A 14246-nucleotide genomic window follows, 5' to 3' on the forward strand; every position below is an offset into this window, starting at 1 on the left:
GGACGTTGTCGACGCATCGACTGCGTTTTGTGCAGCATTGTAACAAATAATGTCTTGCAGACGCCGCGTTTCGTCCTTTAGAAGGCTGCGAAGCGATGGCGCGGATCGGCGCGGTCGACTTTTCGCCGGTTTTCCGCGGCTTTCAAAACATGGCGTCCATGAAGAAACTGTTTTTGGCGCTCATCTCGGCGCTGCTTGTCACCTCCGCCTCATTCGCCTTGGATAGATCGACGGTCTCCGGCCCGGCGCTCGCGGCGCGGGACCGCGCGCCTCAGGCGCGCGACGGTGACGAAGACATGCAGGCGATCTGCCGCGAGGTGCTCGTCGACATCGATCAGGGCTACGGCGTCAGCAGCCATGAATCGCGCTATATTTGCGGCGACAAGCGCCGCTAGCCAGGTTCCGAAAAAGTCGACGGACTTTTCGATGAGAACCTGCATTTCCATGTGATCGGGAAGCGCTCTAAGCGATACGCCGACGCGTCCGCTCTTTTTTCCTCACGCCACGCGCAAAAGAGCGCCGACGTAAAGTTCGCGCGCCGCCGGCAGCGCGACGCCGCGCGGCTTGAGCACGTCGCGCGTCAGGAAATATCCGGTCAATCGGAACGCGGCGATGAGATCGGCCTGTTCCGCCACAATGCTCTCATGCTGAAGAAAGTCGGGATAGAGCAGGAGTTTATCGCGCCATGGCGCGCCGGCGGCGCGGCTCACCGCGCGGCCCGATTTCGGCGACACATAGGCGAGATCGTCCTTCGCGCCGGTCAGCGCGCAGGCGTTGAGATCGAGCCCGAAGCCGAGCGCGCCGAGCAGCGCAAGCTCGAATCGCGCCAACATCGTCGCGGCGCCTTCGGCGCCGCGAATGTCGCCGAACAGCGCCGCAATGGCGTCGGCCATTTCGAACAATTCCTCATGGGGGTCGCGCTCCGGCAGCAGACGCAGCAACGCGCAGAGCGAGACGACGCCATGGAGCGCCGCGGCGCGGTCGAGGAAATAGGCGGCGCGGGCGGCGAGCGGCTCGACCGTCAAGGCGCCGAGATGGTCCTCAAGACGCGCGCGCCACTGCGCCGCGACGAGATTGCCGGGCTGCAGAATCGGACGGAGCCGGCGCGAGCGACCGCCGCGCACGAGACCAAGATGGCGGCCGTGTCCGCGCGTCATCACTTCGAGGATGACGGACGTTTCGCCATGCCGACGCGCGCCGAGAATAAGAGCGTCGTCGCGCCATTCCATATCAGGCTCACACTTCGGAAAGCTTCATCTCCGGCCTGTACTCTAAGCCTTCGACATCCTTGATCAAAGCCTGGCCGCAGATCACCCGGTTTTGCGTCGGGTCGAAGGTGAGCGACGGCGATCCGTGGAGTCGCCAGCCGAGGCTCAACGCTTCCGTGACGCGATGGCAAAACGCCGCGTCGTCGGGCCCGGTGAGAAAACGATAGACGGTCATCGCCTTGCGTTCGTTCGACATTCGATTCTCCAGCGCCGCGCGAATCACCCGGTCTTGGCCGATATTATTTGCCCTTGGGGAAATCCAGGCGCATCTCGCGATAGCGCTCCGGGTCGTCGGCCCAGTTTTCCCGGACTTTCACGAACAGGAAGAGATGCACCGGCTGTTCGGCCGCCTCGGCGATCTCGCGGCGCGCTGCCTGACCGATGGCCTTGATGGTGCGGCCGCCTTCGCCGATGACGATCTTCTTCTGGCTGTCGCGCGCGACAAAGATCGTCTGCTCGATGCGCGCCGAGCCGTCCTTCTGATTGGTCCAGGAGTCCGTCTCGACCGTCGACTGATAAGGCAATTCGTCGTGCAGCCGCTCATAGATCTGCTCGCGGGTGATTTCCGCGGCGAGCAGCCGCAGCGGCGCGTCGGAGAGCTGATCCTCGGGATAGAGCCAGGGCGAGGGCCCCATGCGCTGCGCGAGCGCCTGGCGCAGATCGCCCACGCCGTCGCCTTTCAGCGCCGAGATCATGAAAGTTTCGTCGAATTTTTCGCGCGCGTTGAGCGTTTGCGCCAGCGCCAGCAGCCTTTCGCGGGGTATGAGATCGATCTTGTTGAGGACGAGGAGCTTGGACGCCTTGGCGTGCTGAAGCTGCTCCAGGATCGCGTCCACTTCTTCGTCGATCCCCTTGCGGGAGTCGATGAGCAGCGCGATCACGTCGGCGTCGGCCGCGCCCGAGAGCGCGCTCGCGACCATGGCGCGATCGAGCCGCCGCTTCGGCTTGAAGATGCCCGGCGTATCGACCAGGATGATCTGCGCCGCGCCCTCGATGGCGATGCCGCGAATAAGCGCCCGCGTCGTCTGCGCCTTGCGCGACACGATCGAGACCTTGGCGCCGACGAGTTGATTAAGCAGCGTCGACTTGCCGGCGTTGGGCGCGCCGACCAGCGCCGCGAAGCCGCAGCGCGTGTCTTCTCGCGCCAATTCGTCGTCGCCGGTCATGTATCGCCCTTCCCTGTGGCCGCGTCCTCGCGGGCCAGAAACGCCGCCGCCGCGGCCTGTTCCGCGACCCGTTTCGAAGCGCCCGATCCGGGCGCCGCCGTAAATCCCTGCACCTCCACGACGACCTCGAAGAAGGGCGCGTGGTCCGGTCCGCTGCGGGCGACGAGCCGGTAGCGGGGCGTCGCAAGGCCGCGCGCCTGAGCCCATTCCTGCAAGGCGGTCTTCGCGTCGCGCAAATCCTGGCCGCTCGCCGCCATACGGTCGCTGAACGCCTTGCGAACGATATGTTCGGCCGCAGCGGCGCCCCCGTCGAGAAAGGCTGCGCCGATGATCGCTTCGCAAATGTCGCCGAGCAAGGCGCGTTTGCCGCGTCCGCCGGTCTGGGCCTCGCCCTCGCCGAGCCGCATCGCTGCGCCAACGCCCCAGACTTCGGCCACCTCGGCGCAGGTCTCCTTGCGGACCAGCGCCGCGAGGCGGCGGGACAGCTCGCCCTCGCTCTCGTTCGGAAAGGCGTCATAGAGCATGTGCGCCACGGCGAGCCCGAGCACGCGGTCGCCCAAAAACTCCAGCCGCTCGTATGAATCGCGCCGGGCCGGCGACGCGCTGACATGCGTCAGCGCTCGGCCGAGCAGCGCCGGATCGGCGAAGTCATGTCCGATACGCGCCTCGAGATCAGCGAGCCCCTCGTCGCGGCCGCGCGTCATGTCACGCCTGTGCGTCCGATCAATGAACGGGCCGGAACAGCCGGTCCCACCGCACGGACCATGGCCAGCGCCAGAAAGCGAGCGCCGATTCGTCCTTCCTGACCGAGAAGAAGATGATCTCGGCGCGGCCCACGAGATTGACGAAGGGCACGAAGCCGACGCCGCCAAGCTCCGGCGCGATGCGCGAATCGGTGGAGTTGTCGCGATTATCACCCATCATGAAATAGTGATCGGGCGGCACCACGAACAGCTCGGTGTTGTCGTTGATGCCGTGATCGCCCTCGATTTCGATGATCGTATGTTCGACCGCGGGATGATCGCCGTTGCCCGGGAGCGTTTCCTCGTAGGTCGTCACGGGGACTTCCCGGCCTTCGCGGTTCTCCGTCACTTCCTTTTCGAGTGGGGTGCGGGGCACGATGACGCCATTAATATAGAGCCGACCGTCGATGACCTGGATGCGGTCGCCGGGAAGGCCAATGACGCGCTTGATATAGTCGGTCTCATTGTCCCGCGGCAGCTTGAAGACGATGACGTCTCCGCGGTTGGGAGGCGAAGCCAGAATGCGGCCGGAGAAGATGTCGGGCCCGAACGGCATCGAGTAATTCGAATAGCCGTAGGCGTATTTCGACACGAAAACATAATCGCCGATCAGCAGCGTCGGGATCATCGAGCCCGAAGGAATATTGAACGGCTGAAAGAGCAGCGTGCGAATGACAAGCGCGATCGCCAGCGCCTGAAGGATGACCTTGATGGTTTCGAGAACCCCGCCCTCTTCGCGTTTTTCAGCCACCGGAACGTTCCTGCTCAAGCCGACTCACTCCTCATGCATTGGGGCGGCGTCGGCCCGCCCGGCCGCCCGGCTTAACACGCTACAGCTTCCATGAGAACCTTCGCCCGAGCCAAAGAATAGCCCCGGGCCGGCGTCAAATGGATGACCGCCCGCCACCTTAGCGCGCTCAGCCAGCGCGTCTCCGCCCGATCGTGATTAACGCTAACGCCGCGCCTGCGCTTGCGGTCCGCCGGTCGCGCCTTGGCCCTAGAAGGCTTGCGCCCGGCCCTGCTCCATCGCCTCCCGCATCCGCCGGATCGCCTCGGCGAGCCCGACGAATATCGCCTCGCCGATGAGAAAATGGCCGATGTTGAGTTCGACGATCTGCGGCAAGGCGCTCACGCGGCGCGCCGTCTCATAATCGAGGCCGTGGCCGGCGTGAATTTCGAGCCCGAGGGCGGCGCCATAGGCGGCGGCTTCGGCGACCCGCGCGAATTCCGCCTCGGCCCGGCCCATATCCCCGACCTCGACGGCGTGGCACCAGGCGCCTGTATGGAGCTCGACGACAGGCGCCTTGACCGACACGGCGGCGTCAATCGCCTCGGTGGACGGCTCGATGAACAGCGATACGCACACGCCTTCCCGCGTCAGCTGATCGACGTAAGGCAGCAGGTAGTCGTGCTGGCCGACGACGTCGAGGCCGCCCTCGGTCGTGCGCTCCGTGCGCTTTTCCGGCACGAGACAGACGGCGTGCGGCGCCGTCGCGACGGCGATGTCGAGCATCTGCTCGGTCGCCGCCATTTCGAAATTGAGCGGCTTCGAAATCGCCGCCTTCAGCCGCGCCATGTCCGCGTCATTGATGTGACGGCGGTCTTCCCGCAGATGCGCGGTGACGCCGTCGGCGCCGGCCTCAATGGCGAGCAGCGCGGCGCGAACGGGGTCGGGCCGCGGACCGCCGCGCGCGTTGCGGACGGTGGCGACATGATCGACGTTAACGCCAAGGCGAAGGGGCGGCGAGGTCATTGCGCTCTATAGCGCGCGGGCGGACGGTTTGTCATTGGGCGCAGGCCGGCGCGGCGGCGCAAAGAGCAATTTCAGTCAGGAAGCCGGCCGTCGCGCTTGCTACGATGCAAACATGGAGACCAAGACAAGGCGAAAGGAACCTGACTATGCGCGACGCATCAATCGCGTGCTGGATTACATCGACAAGCATCTCGACGAAGAACTTACCATCGACGTGCTGAGCGACGTCGCGAACTTTTCAAAATTCCACTTCCATCGGCAATTTTCCCAGAACTGCGGGATTAGCCTCTCACGCTACATCCAATTCATGAGGCTCAAGAGAGCCTCTTATCGACTGGCGTTCAATCCGACCGCGCCGATCATCGACGTCGCTTTGGATTCGGGGTTCGAAAATCCGGAATCCTTTTCCCGCGCCTTCAAAGCCGCGTTCGGCCAGACGCCGAGCGCGTTCCGCAAGACGCCGGACTGGGCGTCATGGAGCGCGCGATCTCGAATAAGCCTCCCACCCAGCAAAAGGACCGAAGACATGGACGTAAAGATCATCGACGTCGAACCAATATTGGTCGCGGCGCTCGAACATCGCGGCGCGCCGGGGCTTCTCAATGATTCAGTGCAGCGCTTCATCGCCTGGCGAAAATCGTCCGGGCTTTCTCCGATCAACCAATGCGAGACCTACGGCGTGCCTTCTAACGACCCCAACACGACGCCGCCCGAGGAGTTTCGCTTCGATATTTGCGGATCGGCGACGGCGCCGGTTCCCGCCAATGAACACGGCGTCGTCACGAAGACGATCCCGGGCGGGCGCTGCGCCATGACCATCCATGCCGGTTCTCGCGACCGGATCGACGAGAGCGTTTACGCGCTCTATCGGGATTGGCTGCCGGAATCGGGAGAGGAATTACGGGATTTCCCGGTCTATTTCCACTATCTGAACCTTGATCACGACACGCCCGAACATCGGCATCTGACCGAGATCTATCTGCCGCTCAAATAGAGTGGGTCGCGGACCGCCGCGCGGCTTGGCGGCGCCCCCTCACCCGATCATCCGCTCGACCTTGCTCACCAAAGCGCTCGCGCGCAGCCGCGTGACGACGCCGTTCAAATGTTTCAAATCGGCGACTTCAAGATCGAAGGTCATTTCGCGGAAATCCGGCGAATGCGCCTTGAAGCTGATGTTGTCGATATTGGCGCCGGTCTCGCCGATGAGCGTCGCCAGCGCGCCGAGCGAGCCGGGCTCGTTGAGCGCCGTCACGACGATGCGAACGGGAAACAGCGCCGAAGAGCCGGCTTCGATATCCCAGCGCACGTCGAGCCAGCGTTCGGGCTGGTCGTCGAAGGCGGTCAGCGACGGCGACTGGATCGGATAGATGGTGATGCCTTCGCCGGGCGTGAAAATGCCGACGATGCGGTCGCCCGGCACGGCGCCGCCGTCGGGCGCGAAACGCACCGGCGCGTCGCCGCGCAGCCCGCGAATCGGAATCGCGCCGCTGCCCTCTTTCGCGCCGGGCGCTTTGAAGACCACATTGGCGTTCGCCTTGACGCCGAACCAGCCCGGCTCGCCAGGACCGATGGCGGTGGGCGAGGCTTTGCGTTCTTCGCTGAAATCCGGATAGACCGCCTTGACGACGTCGCCCGAATAGATTTCGCCGCGGCCGACGGCGGCGAGCGCGTCCTCGACCGACGGCCGCGCGAGCCTGGTCAGCGCCGCCTTCAGTTTCTCTTCGCTCCAGACGCGGCCGGCGCGCTCGAAGGCGCGTTCGACGATCTGGCGGCCGAGCCCGGCATATTGCTGGCGCACCGCGTCGCGCGTCGCGCGTCGGATCGCGGCGCGCGCCTTGCCGGTCGCCACCGCGCCCTCCCAGGCGGCCGGCGGAACATGCCCTTCGGCGCGGATGATCTCGACCTCGTCGCCGTTTTTCAGCTGCGACAACACCGGGCCGACGCGTCCGTTGATCTTCGCGCCAACGGCTGAATCGCCGAGCTTCGTATGCACGGCGTAGGCGAAATCGATCGGCGTCGCGCCGCGCGGCAGCGCGATCAGTCCGCCCTTCGGCGTGAAGCAGAACACCTGATCTTGAAAGAGCTCGAGGCGCGTATGCTCGAGAAACTCCTCGGGATTGTCGCCATGCGCGAGGAGATCGAGCGTTTCCTGCAGCCAGCGGAAGGCGCGGCTTTCCTTGGCGAGCTGCTCGCGGCCATGCGCCCCGACCGCGTCCTTGTAGAGCGCGTGCGCGGCGATGCCGAAGCGCGCGATCTCATGCATTTCGGCTGTGCGGATCTGAAGTTCGACGCGCTGGTGGCCAGGACCGATCACGGTCGTATGGATCGAACGATAGTCGTTCTGTTTCGGCGTCGAGATGTAATCCTTGAAGCGGCCGGGGACGTTGGGCCACTTCGTATGCACGACGCCGAGCGCGCGATAGCAATCCTCCACCGCGCCGACGATGATCCGAAAACCGAAGATGTCGGACAACTGCTCGAAGGAGATCGACTTGCGCTCCATCTTGCGCCACACCGAAAAGGTCGTCTTCTGGCGTCCGGTGACCGCCGCGGTGATGCCGCGCGCCTCGAACTCCTTGGTGAGTTCGTCCTCGATGCGCTTGATGATGCGTCCGTTCTTCGCGCGCAGATCGTGCAGTCGCTGCTCGATGGTCTGATGCGCTTCCGGCATCAAATGCCGAAAGGCGAGACCCTCGAGCTCCTCGCGCAGGCGCTGCATGCCCATGCGGCCGGCGAGCGGCGCATAGATGTCGAGCGTCTCCTGAGCGATGCGCGCGCGCTTCTCCTGCGGGACGAAATGCAGCGTGCGCATATTGTGCAGGCGGTCGGCGAGCTTGACGAGCAGCACGCGCACGTCTTCGGCGACGGCGAGCAGCAATTTGCGGAAGTTCTCGCCCTGCCGCGCCTGCTTGGTGACGAGATCGAGTTTTTCGATCTTGGTCAGGCCCTCGACGAGTTTGCCGATCTGTTCGCCAAACAGCCGGTCGATCTCTTCGCGCGTGGCGTCGGTGTCTTCGAGCGTATCGTGCAGAACGGCCGCGACGATCGTCGCGTCGTCGAGCTTCAGATCGGTGAGGATCGCTGCGACTTCGAGCGGGTGGGAAAAATAAGGGTCGCCGGAGGCGCGGGTTTGCGCCCCGTGCGCCTTCATCGCGTAGACATAGGCCCGGTTTAGCAAATCCTCATCGACGCGCGGGTTGTACTTCCGCACGCGTTCGACAAGCTCGTACTGACGCATCATGCGCGTGGCGCCAATGACTGGTTATGCGCCGACCCGGCCGCCGCCCAGGCGTAAATTTCACGCAAAAGGCAAGCGAGCGGCGCCGGAGCGGCGAGAGTGTTGAACGAGAATAGCGCACGCCGGCCGCCATGACCAACGACTATGACCAACAGCGACGATGCGCGAATGCGCAGCTCTGGCAGGAGACGTCGCGGCGGAGACGTGTCGCGAACGCCCCGCCAGCGGGATCGGGCGATCCTACTCCGCTTCGTCCTCGACCTCTGCGGGCGGCACAAGCCCTTCGAGACCACGCAGCAGGTCTTCTTCCGTCATCCGGTCGAAGGGGCCCTCGACTTCGAGTTCGCCAGCGACCGCGGGGGTCAAGGCCGGCGCCGCTTCGGCCTCCGGCTCGTCGACTTCGACGTGATGCTGCAGCGAGTGGATGAAATCCTCGGAAAGGTCTTCCGGCGCGAGCGCCGATTCTGCGATCTCGCGCAGGGCGACCACAGGATTTTTGTCGCGGTCGCGATCGACGAGGATCGGCTGACCAGACGAGATGTTTCGCGCCCGATGCGCCGCGAGAAGGACAAGGTCGAAGCGATTTTCGATCTTGTCGACGCAATCTTCGACAGTAACGCGCGCCATCTGCTGTCAAGCTCCATTCGGTTCGGGAGTGGCGCTGATACGCCAATTAGGAAAAATAGGCAATAATCTCTTGGTTCTAGACGCGCGGGCGATTTTTTTTGACGCTGCTGAGCGGATTTTTTCTAGAAAATGCCCAATCATGGCCCCGTAAAAAAACGCAGTTCCTCTTGACGCTGTGACATGGAGAGGCGATGTATTTGCTAGAGATGCGTGCGGCGCTTTTCAAAGATGGCTGTAATTAGCCGGCGAATGCAGCGAGAACGGCGCAGTCGCGATTTGTTAATTTAGGCGCCGGACGTAGAAATTGAGCGAAACGCCGAACTGCGGGTTGACGGCGTTAGCCGGCGCCGCCCGCGTTAACACCTTAACCCGACCGCGAGACTAAAATGGCAGATATCGAACGAACTGCGTTATTCATTGATGGCGCGAACTTATACGCGACCGCGAAATCGCTTGGATTCGATATTGATTATAAGCGCTTGCTCCGCGAATTCCAGGGCAAGGGCCGCCTGATCCGCGCGTTCTACTACACCGCTTTGATCGAGGATCAAGAGTATTCGTCGATCCGTCCTCTGATCGATTGGCTGGATTACAACGGCTATGCGGTCGTGACCAAGCCGACCAAGGAGTTCGTCGATTCGCTAGGCCGCCGCAAAGTTAAAGGCAATATGGACATTGAGCTCGCGGTCGACGCCATGGAAATGGCCGGGCATATCGACCACATGGTTCTGTTCTCCGGCGACGGCGACTTCCGGTCGCTGGTCGAGGCCGTGCAGCGGCGCGGCGTGCGGGTTTCGGTCATTTCGACGATCACCACCCAGCCGCCGATGATCGCCGACGAATTGCGTCGGCAGGCCGACGAATTCATCGATCTTATCCATCTGGTCGGCAAGATCGGCCGCGATCCGGGCGAGCGCGCCGAGCGCATGCAGCGGTATCAGGAGCGTCCTCGCCCCGCGCCGCAAGCGGCTCACGCCGAAGAAGAAGAAGGCGAGTGACGCCAAGGTCCGAACGGAACACCAAAGGTTCGGCGTCTCGATATCGGGGCGCCGAATTTTTTTAGGTCGGGTCAGCCGCGCGCGCGCAACAGCCGGCCTTTTTCGCGGCTCCAGTCGCGCTTCTTTTCGACTTCACGTTTATCGTGCAGCTTCTTGCCCTTTCCGAGGGCGATTTGCAGCTTGGCCCTGCCCTTGGCGTTGAAATAGAGCTTCAGGGGCACGATCGTCATGCCTTCGCGCTCGATAGCCTGCGAGAGCTTGGCGATCTCCCGCGACTTGAGCAGCAGTTTGCGCGGCCGCTTCGGTGGATGGTTGAAGCGATTGCCGGCGAGATATTCGGGAATGTTGGCGTTGACCAGCCATGCCTCGCCTTGCCGATCGACATGGGCGTAGCTTTCGGCGATCGTCGCCTTGCCCGTGCGCAGCGACTTCACCTCAGTGCCCGTCAGCGCCAGCCCCGCTTCGAAAATTTCGCCGATTTCATAATTGTAGCGCGCCTTGCGGTTATCGGCGACGACCTTGAAATTCGGATCCGGCTTTGCGGCCACTGATTTTCCTCAAAGCGTCTCGATGAAGGAGAGACGCGAATCTGGCGCCTTAGGCGGGGAGCACGCCGGCGTGGATCATCGCCGCGCGTATGCGATCCTTAGTGGGTTGCATGCAGGGCACCAGAGGAAGACGCACCTCTTCTTCAGCCTTGCCCAGAAGCGACAGCCCATATTTCGCGCCCGTGACGCCGGCCTCAATAAAGGTCGCGACATGCAGCGGCGTCAGCCTGTCCTGTATCTCCAGCGCCTTGGCGTAGTCGCCGGCAAGACAGGCGTTCTGCAGATCGGCGCAAAGCCGCGGCGCAATGTTGGCGACGACCGAGATGCACCCATGCGCGCCCGCCGCCATGCAGGCGAGCGCCGTAAGATCGTCGCCCGAAAGCTGGATGAATTCCGGCCCCATCGCCGCGCGTTGCAACGAGATGCGGCCGATGTTGCCGGTCGCGTCCTTCACGCCGACGACATTCCTCAACTCGGCGCAGCGCTTCATCGTCTCGACGCTCATATCGATGACCGAGCGCGGGGGGATATTGTAGATGATGATGGGAATCGAGACGGCGTCGTTGATCGCCTTGAAGTGCAGATAAAGCCCTTCCTGATTGGGCTTATTGTAATAGGGCGTCACGATGAGCAGCCCATCGGCGCCTGCGCGCTCGGCATGGCCGGCGATGGCGATCGCCTCGCGGGTATTGTTCGAGCCCGCGCCCGCGACGATCGGCACGCGCCCGCGCGCGGCGCGAATCGTCTCGGTGATGACGCGCCCATGCTCTTCATGGCTCAGCGTCGGGCTCTCCCCCGTGGTGCCGACGGGCACGAGGCCATGCGTTCCATTTTCGATCTGCCAATCGATCAGCGCGCGCAGTGCGTCATAGTCGACCTCTCCATGGGAAAACGGCGTGACCAGGGCCGTCATCGACCCATGAAAAATCGGCTTTCCACTCATAGAATCAATGCTTTCCCTACGCCTCAGAGCCGCCGTAATCGCGTCGCTAAGATTGAATGCCCTTCATAGCGGTTGGGCTGCGTCGAGGAAAGCCCCACGCTATAAAGCCTTACGCTATAATGGGAGACGACAAGAGGTCGAAGACAGCGGGCGCGCGAAGTTGACCCTTCGTAAACCAAATGAGCGCAGCTTTTTCACACCAGTAGGGAAACGCGCTGATGATGTTGCCTCGACGGGTCGCGACGCGGTTCAAACTGACAGTCGGCATCGCCGCCCTCCTGATCGCGGCGCCCGCTTTCACCGGCCTTGACCGTCTTGGCGACGGCGAGGCGAAGCGCAAAACCGCCTCGCGCTGGACGCCTTCGATCCCCTTCAGTCTCGGCGCCTGGCGCTCGCGGGTCGGCACCTTGCAGGAGACGGTGCACGAGTTCGTCGACCGCAAACGCGGCGACGACGAGGCGGCGCATCCTCTGGAAAATTCGCTTTTTGCCGCCGATGAAGGCGCGCTGCCGCCGGTCGTCGCCTATGCGCCCGCGCAGAACCGGCTCAACGTCGACGCGATGGCGCGTCCCGCCGCCGCCCTGTTGGGAGACGACGCCGAGGTTTTCACCCAGGCGGTCGCCGCCTACAGGTCCGGAGATTTCGCGCAAGGCGACGACGCTGCGTCGCGGCTCCATGCGCCGCTTGCGGAGGCCGCCGCGCGATGGACCGGCCTTCGGCTTCATGCCCACGAAGCCGGATTCAGGCGCATCGCCGAATTCCTTGCGGCTCACCCGGATTGGCCCGCCGGCGACTGGTTGCGCCGTCGCGGCGAGCAGGCGCTCGTCGCCGAGCGTCACGCCGACAAGACCGTGCTGGCCTGGTTTGCGGAAAACAAGCCGCTCACCGGCTTTGGCAAATATGCCCTGGCGCGGGCGATCGCTCGCGAGGGAGATTTCGAATCGGCGGCGGCGCTGGCGCGCGACGCCTGGCGCAATGAGGATATCGGACAAGGGTTCGATACGATCTTCAATAAGGAGCTCGGCGAGTTTCTGACGCCGGCCGATCACAAGTTCCGCGCCGATCGTCTGCTCTACGCCGGAAAGAATACGCTCGCCTTGCGCAGCGCCGAGCTCGCCGGCAAGGACGTCACGCTACTCGCCCGCGCGCGCATCTCCGGCGTCGATAAGCTGGCGGCTTCTTTGCCGGCGTCTGTGCAGAACGATCCCGGACTGCTTTACGGACGCGTGCACAAGCTGCGTAACGACAAGAAATTCGCTGAAGCCGGCGCGCTGCTGCGCAATGCGCCGCGCGACATCGAGAAGGTCGTCGACGGCGACGCCTGGTGGGAGGAGCGGCGCATCGTCGCCCGCAAGCTTCTCGACCAGGGAGATCCGCAGACCGCTTACACGCTTTGCGCGGATCATGCCGCCGCCAAGACCAGCAACAAGGTCGACGCCGAATTCAACGCCGGCTGGATCGCTCTGCGGTTCTTGAACGAACCGATCAAAGCCGAGCGCCATTTCACGCGGCTTGCGCAGGTCGCCGAGACTCCGCTGCAAAAGTCTCGCGCGTACTATTGGCTGGGACGCGCGGCGGAAGCCGCGCACGCCGAGGACGACGCCAAAGCGCGCAATTTCTATCTGCAGGCGGCCGCGCATTCGACGACGTTCTATGGGCAGCTCGCCAATTCCCGACTCGGCGCCGATGAGCGCCCGCTTCGCCCGCCGCCGACAGCGGCCTCCGGCGACCGCCGAACCGAAGCGGTTCGCGTCGCGGAGCTGCTGTTCTCCGTGGGCGAGAAGGAGGTCGCGGCGCCGCTTGCGCTCGACGGCGCAAAATACTTGCAGGACGAGGCGCAGGTCGCGGCGCTCGGAGATGTCATCGCGCGCCAGGGCGACGCGAAACTCTCGCTCATTTACGGCAAGGCCGCCTCCTATCGGGGGATCGCGCTCGACGACGTCGCCTTCCCCGCCTATGGCGTTCCGGATTTCAACGCGCTTCCTGGCTCCGCGTCTCGTTCGATCGTCTTTGCCGTCGCACGCCAGGAAAGCGCCTTCGATCCCAAGGCCGTCTCCTCCGCCGGCGCCATGGGCCTGATGCAGATGATCGCCTCGACGGCGCGGCACACCGCCTTTATGCGCGGCGTCAGCTTCGACATGTCGCGGATGCTGAGCGACCCGCCCTTCAACGCCCAGCTCGGCGCGGCGCATCTCGGCATTCTGCTGGGCGAATATCGGGGCGCCTATCTCCTCACCTTCGCCGCCTACAACGCCGGCGGCGGTCGGGTGAAGCAATGGATCGACGCCTATGGCGACCCACGCAAGCCCAATGTCGATCCGATCGACTGGGTCGAGCGGATTCCGATCACCGAAACGCGCAATTACGTGCAGCGGGTGATGGAGAACTTCGTCGTCTATCGGGCGAAGTTCGAGGATACGGGAACGCGGTCGCCACAAGTCGAACTGGCGCGCGCCGGCGACAGCCTGTGATCTAGCAAGGAAAGCGGTTGTGAGAACCGAGGAGTTCGCCCAGCGGCCAGCTGTGGCGCAGCTCCGTCAGCGGCTCGGCAAAATATTGATTGCTGCCCGAATAAGGATAGCCGAAATCGCAGCCGGACGTCTGGGTGACCCGAGACGACATGAACACAAGCTCTAGGGTCGCGACAAAAAAACGCTTGTTGTCGATGGCGATGCGCGTCCAGCTTGGATCGTCGCGCAAGATTTTGACTTCCGTCCCCGCCGGCGCGGTCGTGATCGCCGCATAATTCTCCTCTGGACCCGCGCGCAACACCGCCGGATAGGCGAGCGTCAGCTTTATCGCCGCCGCCTGCTGAGCGCAGGAGAGCGCGCCGAAAAGAACAAAGGCAAATAGCGACCGACGCATGCCGACTTCCCTGGTTTTGATGTGCGCTCGCGCAATCCCCAGACGCAGCGCCTAGCCTAAAAGATATTCCCGCCGGCTCCAAATGGCGTCGGTCAAA

The 14246-nt window shown here is 63.6% G+C and carries 15 protein-coding genes; 4 read left to right on the forward strand and 11 right to left on the reverse strand.

Annotation, left to right across the window (positions count from 1 at the left end; genetic code table 11):
* The first annotated feature begins 95 nt into the window (after positions 1-95).
* A complete protein-coding gene (locus ACPS74_RS06690) occupies positions 96-395 on the forward strand; it encodes a hypothetical protein (protein ID WP_018409702.1) in 300 nt (99 codons plus the stop codon).
* A gap of 102 nt (positions 396-497) precedes the next feature.
* Here the strand turns inward: ACPS74_RS06690 and recO are convergent, their stop codons facing one another.
* The 6 genes from recO to ACPS74_RS06720 form a co-directional block, all read right to left on the reverse strand.
* Entirely contained in the window at positions 498-1229 is a 732-nt protein-coding gene (gene recO, locus ACPS74_RS06695; RefSeq protein ID WP_029652045.1) for a DNA repair protein RecO, read from the reverse strand.
* 7 nt (positions 1230-1236) lie between these two features.
* Complete coding sequence (locus ACPS74_RS06700; protein WP_083481426.1) at positions 1237-1464, reverse strand: DUF1737 domain-containing protein; 228 nt, start codon at positions 1462-1464, stop codon at positions 1237-1239.
* Between the two features lie 43 nt (positions 1465-1507).
* Positions 1508-2434 carry a GTPase Era gene (era, locus tag ACPS74_RS06705; protein WP_029652043.1) on the reverse strand — a complete coding sequence of 309 codons (927 nt, stop codon included), beginning with the start codon at positions 2432-2434 and terminating at the stop codon, positions 1508-1510.
* Entirely contained in the window at positions 2431-3138 is a 708-nt protein-coding gene (gene rnc / locus ACPS74_RS06710; RefSeq protein WP_029652041.1) for a ribonuclease III, read from the reverse strand. The genes era and rnc overlap by 4 nt, the downstream gene beginning before the upstream one ends.
* Before the next feature lie 19 nt (positions 3139-3157).
* Positions 3158-3928, reverse strand: coding sequence for a signal peptidase I (gene lepB / locus ACPS74_RS06715; protein ID WP_029652039.1), 771 nt, complete (start codon positions 3926-3928; stop codon positions 3158-3160).
* Between the two features lie 246 nt (positions 3929-4174).
* The gene (locus tag ACPS74_RS06720; protein WP_029652038.1) at positions 4175-4930 is read right to left on the reverse strand and encodes a pyridoxine 5'-phosphate synthase; all 756 of its coding nucleotides are present in this window, start codon (positions 4928-4930) and stop codon (positions 4175-4177) included.
* A 112-nt stretch (positions 4931-5042) separates the two neighbouring features.
* On the opposite strand from ACPS74_RS06720, the gene ACPS74_RS06725 reads away from it, so the two are divergent.
* The gene (locus ACPS74_RS06725) at positions 5043-5924 is read left to right on the forward strand and encodes an AraC family transcriptional regulator (protein WP_425622394.1); all 882 of its coding nucleotides are present in this window, start codon (positions 5043-5045) and stop codon (positions 5922-5924) included.
* A 39-nt stretch (positions 5925-5963) separates the two neighbouring features.
* Here the strand turns inward: ACPS74_RS06725 and ACPS74_RS06730 are convergent, their stop codons facing one another.
* Both ACPS74_RS06730 and rpoZ read right to left on the reverse strand, forming a co-directional pair.
* Positions 5964-8171 (reverse strand): RelA/SpoT family protein, encoded by a 2208-nt coding sequence (locus ACPS74_RS06730; protein ID WP_029652036.1) that lies wholly within the window; start codon positions 8169-8171, stop codon positions 5964-5966.
* A 237-nt stretch (positions 8172-8408) separates the two neighbouring features.
* Positions 8409-8795 (reverse strand): DNA-directed RNA polymerase subunit omega, encoded by a 387-nt coding sequence (rpoZ, locus tag ACPS74_RS06735; RefSeq protein ID WP_018409711.1) that lies wholly within the window; start codon positions 8793-8795, stop codon positions 8409-8411.
* Between the two features lie 386 nt (positions 8796-9181).
* Between rpoZ and ACPS74_RS06740 the strand changes: the two genes are divergently transcribed.
* Positions 9182-9793, forward strand: coding sequence for an NYN domain-containing protein (locus ACPS74_RS06740; RefSeq protein WP_018409712.1), 612 nt, complete (start codon positions 9182-9184; stop codon positions 9791-9793).
* 71 nt (positions 9794-9864) lie between these two features.
* Here the strand turns inward: ACPS74_RS06740 and smpB are convergent, their stop codons facing one another.
* Positions 9865-10341: an SsrA-binding protein SmpB gene (gene smpB, locus ACPS74_RS06745; protein ID WP_018409713.1), complete on the reverse strand. Its 477-nt coding sequence runs from the start codon at positions 10339-10341 to the stop codon at positions 9865-9867.
* 49 nt (positions 10342-10390) lie between these two features.
* Entirely contained in the window at positions 10391-11284 is an 894-nt protein-coding gene (gene dapA, locus ACPS74_RS06750; protein WP_029652035.1) for a 4-hydroxy-tetrahydrodipicolinate synthase, read from the reverse strand.
* Positions 11285-11502: 218 nt separating this feature from the next.
* On the opposite strand from dapA, the gene ACPS74_RS06755 reads away from it, so the two are divergent.
* On the forward strand, positions 11503-13755 hold the full coding sequence (locus tag ACPS74_RS06755) for a lytic transglycosylase domain-containing protein (protein ID WP_029652034.1): 2253 nt from the start codon (positions 11503-11505) through the stop codon (positions 13753-13755).
* Between the two features lies 1 nt (position 13756).
* On the opposite strand, the gene ACPS74_RS06760 is transcribed toward ACPS74_RS06755, so the two are convergent.
* The gene (locus ACPS74_RS06760) at positions 13757-14149 is read right to left on the reverse strand and encodes an SH3 domain-containing protein (protein WP_051381858.1); all 393 of its coding nucleotides are present in this window, start codon (positions 14147-14149) and stop codon (positions 13757-13759) included.
* Positions 14150-14246 lie beyond the last annotated feature (97 nt).

Source organism: Methylocystis sp. SB2, assembly GCF_049817085.1.
In the GTDB taxonomy this organism is placed as follows: Bacteria; Pseudomonadota; Alphaproteobacteria; order Rhizobiales; family Beijerinckiaceae; genus Methylocystis; species Methylocystis rosea.

Bases quoted from the DNA above. Each gene is read 5' to 3' on its own strand.
- ACPS74_RS06690 (WP_018409702.1), top strand. From the start codon at position 96: ATGGCGCGGATCGGCGCGGTCGACTTTTCGCCGGTTTTCCGCGGCTTT.
- recO (WP_029652045.1), bottom strand. From the start codon at position 1,229: ATGGAATGGCGCGACGACGCTCTTATTCTCGGCGCGCGTCGGCATGGC.
- ACPS74_RS06700 (WP_083481426.1), bottom strand. From the start codon at position 1,464: ATGTCGAACGAACGCAAGGCGATGACCGTCTATCGTTTTCTCACCGGG.
- era (WP_029652043.1), bottom strand. From the start codon at position 2,434: ATGACCGGCGACGACGAATTGGCGCGAGAAGACACGCGCTGCGGCTTC.
- rnc (WP_029652041.1), bottom strand. From the start codon at position 3,138: ATGACGCGCGGCCGCGACGAGGGGCTCGCTGATCTCGAGGCGCGTATC.
- ACPS74_RS06720 (WP_029652038.1), bottom strand. From the start codon at position 4,930: ATGACCTCGCCGCCCCTTCGCCTTGGCGTTAACGTCGATCATGTCGCC.
- ACPS74_RS06725 (WP_425622394.1), top strand. From the start codon at position 5,043: ATGGAGACCAAGACAAGGCGAAAGGAACCTGACTATGCGCGACGCATC.
- ACPS74_RS06730 (WP_029652036.1), bottom strand. From the start codon at position 8,171: ATGATGCGTCAGTACGAGCTTGTCGAACGCGTGCGGAAGTACAACCCG.
- rpoZ (WP_018409711.1), bottom strand. From the start codon at position 8,795: ATGGCGCGCGTTACTGTCGAAGATTGCGTCGACAAGATCGAAAATCGC.
- ACPS74_RS06740 (WP_018409712.1), top strand. From the start codon at position 9,182: ATGGCAGATATCGAACGAACTGCGTTATTCATTGATGGCGCGAACTTA.
- dapA (WP_029652035.1), bottom strand. From the start codon at position 11,284: ATGAGTGGAAAGCCGATTTTTCATGGGTCGATGACGGCCCTGGTCACG.
- ACPS74_RS06755 (WP_029652034.1), top strand. From the start codon at position 11,503: ATGATGTTGCCTCGACGGGTCGCGACGCGGTTCAAACTGACAGTCGGC.
- ACPS74_RS06760 (WP_051381858.1), bottom strand. From the start codon at position 14,149: ATGCGTCGGTCGCTATTTGCCTTTGTTCTTTTCGGCGCGCTCTCCTGC.